General features: G+C 61.0%; 2 protein-coding genes. Both read left to right on the forward strand.

All coding sequences use genetic code 11. The features are described 5' to 3' along the window. The first annotated feature begins 117 nt into the window (after positions 1 to 117). Entirely contained in the window at positions 118 to 951 is an 834-nt protein-coding gene (locus tag AC1D34_RS36735) for an alpha/beta hydrolase family protein (protein WP_476826922.1), read from the forward strand. A 63-nt stretch (positions 952 to 1,014) separates the two neighbouring features. Then, positions 1,015 to 2,332: ABC transporter substrate-binding protein (locus AC1D34_RS36740; RefSeq protein ID WP_476826921.1), on the forward strand; the 1,318-nt coding region annotated here is incomplete at its 3' end.

The following is a 2,332-nucleotide window of genomic DNA, read 5'->3' on the forward strand; positions in this document are numbered from 1 at the left end:
GGCACTATATCTACCGCGAAAGCGCTTGACGCTGCCACTGAGAATAGAAACAAATATCGGATCAGAAATTGGATCATATTTCTGATCAACCAGATTGGGCGGCTTCCCACGGGCTCCATGACAAAGTCTCCGAGTGCATTCGGTCCATATGATTTGGGAAGCACGACGGTTTACAGCGCGCGCTCGGACGCTCGCTTTTCCTACTGCTTGTATGTTCCAGCCGACTACCGGACAGCGACGGCCCGCAGCGAGCTGCTCGTTGTGGTGCACGGCAGCCCGCGGACCTTCATGGACTTCCGCAGCATGTTCGCTGAGTTCGCCGAGCGCCACAACGTGATCGTAGTGAGCCCGCTGTTTCCGGTGGGCGTGGCGGGTGATGGAAACGCCGACGGCTACAAGTACGTCGAAGAGCAAGGACTGCGCTACGACGAGTTGCTCCTCGACATCGTGGAGGAGGTACGCGYGCGATACGATCTCGTGACGCAGCGCTTCGGGATGTACGGTTTCTCCGGCGGCGCGCAATTCACCAATCGCTTCTTGCTGCTGCAGCCCGAGCATCTTTGGGGGGCGTCGATCGTGGCGCCGGGTTCGGTGACCCTGGTCGACGATACGCGCGACTGGTGGGTCGGAACTCGGGACGTCGAACGACGCTTCGGCCGCGCGCTCGACTTCCACGCGTTGCGGGCCGTAGCCGTCCAATTGTTGATCGGAAAGGCCGATACCGACACGCATGAGATCACGCATGCTGAGAACGGCCGTTACTGGATGCCGGAGGCAAACTCGGCCGGCCGCACGCGGCCAGAGCGTCTTGCGGCCCTGCACCACTCGCTGCGCGACGCCGGCGTCGAACCCGAAATTCAATTGCTGCCGGGAGTGGGGCACGAGCCGTTCAGCTCTCTCGCCATCGCCCAGGAGTTCCTAGCGCGCAGGTTGGCCGAACTGCGGCGTTGAAATGCCGGCAGGTGCAACGCCGAGGCTTCGATAGGTTGAGCAGAACATCAAAAGGGGACCGTCGTGAAATACTCGATAGCCGCTGCATTTGCGCTCACATTGACCGCCTCGGGCAGTGGCTCCGCGTTAGCCGCGCCGGAATCTAAGCTCAAGGTGGCGCTGACTGCCGATATCCGAAGCAGCAACCCTGGCATCAATCGTGACGACAACACCGACAGCGTCGTTCTCAACGTCGTCGAGGGCCTCGTCGGCTATGGCGCCGGCGGAGACGTCCGGCCCCTGCTCGCCGAGAGCGTGGACGTTTCTGACGGAGGGCTGACCAACACCTTCAGGCTCCGACCCGGCGTAAAGTTTCATAACGGAGCCGACCTGACTTCGGCCGATGTTCTCTGGAACTGGCAGCGCTACATGACGCCCAGCACCGACTGGCGCTGTATCGGCGAGTTCGATGGCCGAAGCGGCTTGCAGGTGGTTTCTGCGGAAGCGCCGGATCCCAGCTCCTTCATCATGAGGATCAACCGCCCCTCAGCGCTGTTCCTCGACGCGCTCGCGCGCACCGACTGCGGGATGACCGGCATCGTCCACAGGACCTCGCTCAAGGCCGATGGAAGCTGGGACAAGCCGATCGGTACCGGACCCTATGAATTCAGCGATTGGAAGCGGGGCCGCGGCGTGACCCTGACCCGCTTCAAGGACTACAAATCCCCGGCAGGCGCCGCCGGTGGATATGTCGGCCAGAAGGATCCGCAAATCGACATCGTCCAACTCGACGTCATCCCGGATCCCGCGACAGTCAAGCTGGCGATCACCTCGCGTAGCATCGACGTCGCGCAGATCATGGCGTCGGACATGCAGGAACTGCGGAGCAATTCCGGGATCGTGACGCTCGCGTCGCCGGATTCCTCCAAGCACGCCATTCTGTTTCGCACCGAAGACCCCGTGATCGGGGACCAGAAATTCCGCCAAGCGATCGCCGCCGCGCTCGACTACAAGCAACTGGTCGATGCCACCAGCGACGGACTGTCGACCCCGAACAATTCAGCCGTCTTTTCCGGCTCGGTGTATTTCGACGCGGTGCAGAAGAAGGGAGTGGATTTCAACCTTGAGACGGCCCGCAAGCTCCTTGGCGAGAGCACTTACAAAGGTCAGACGATCAAGCTTATCGCCAATAAGCGCTCGCCGATGCCGAGTTTCCAAGTCGCCCTGGTCACTCAGGACATGCTGAAGGCGATCGGGGTGAACGTCGATATTGAGGTGCTGGAATGGGCGACCCAACTCGATCGCTACAATAGCGGCAAGTATCAGATGATGTCTTTCTCGTAYTCGGCCCGTCTCGACCCTGCCCTGAGCTACGAGCAATTCAGCGGGGATAAGGCAAAGC

The sequence above is a fragment of the Allobosea sp. P1_A7 genome (assembly GCF_056406775.1).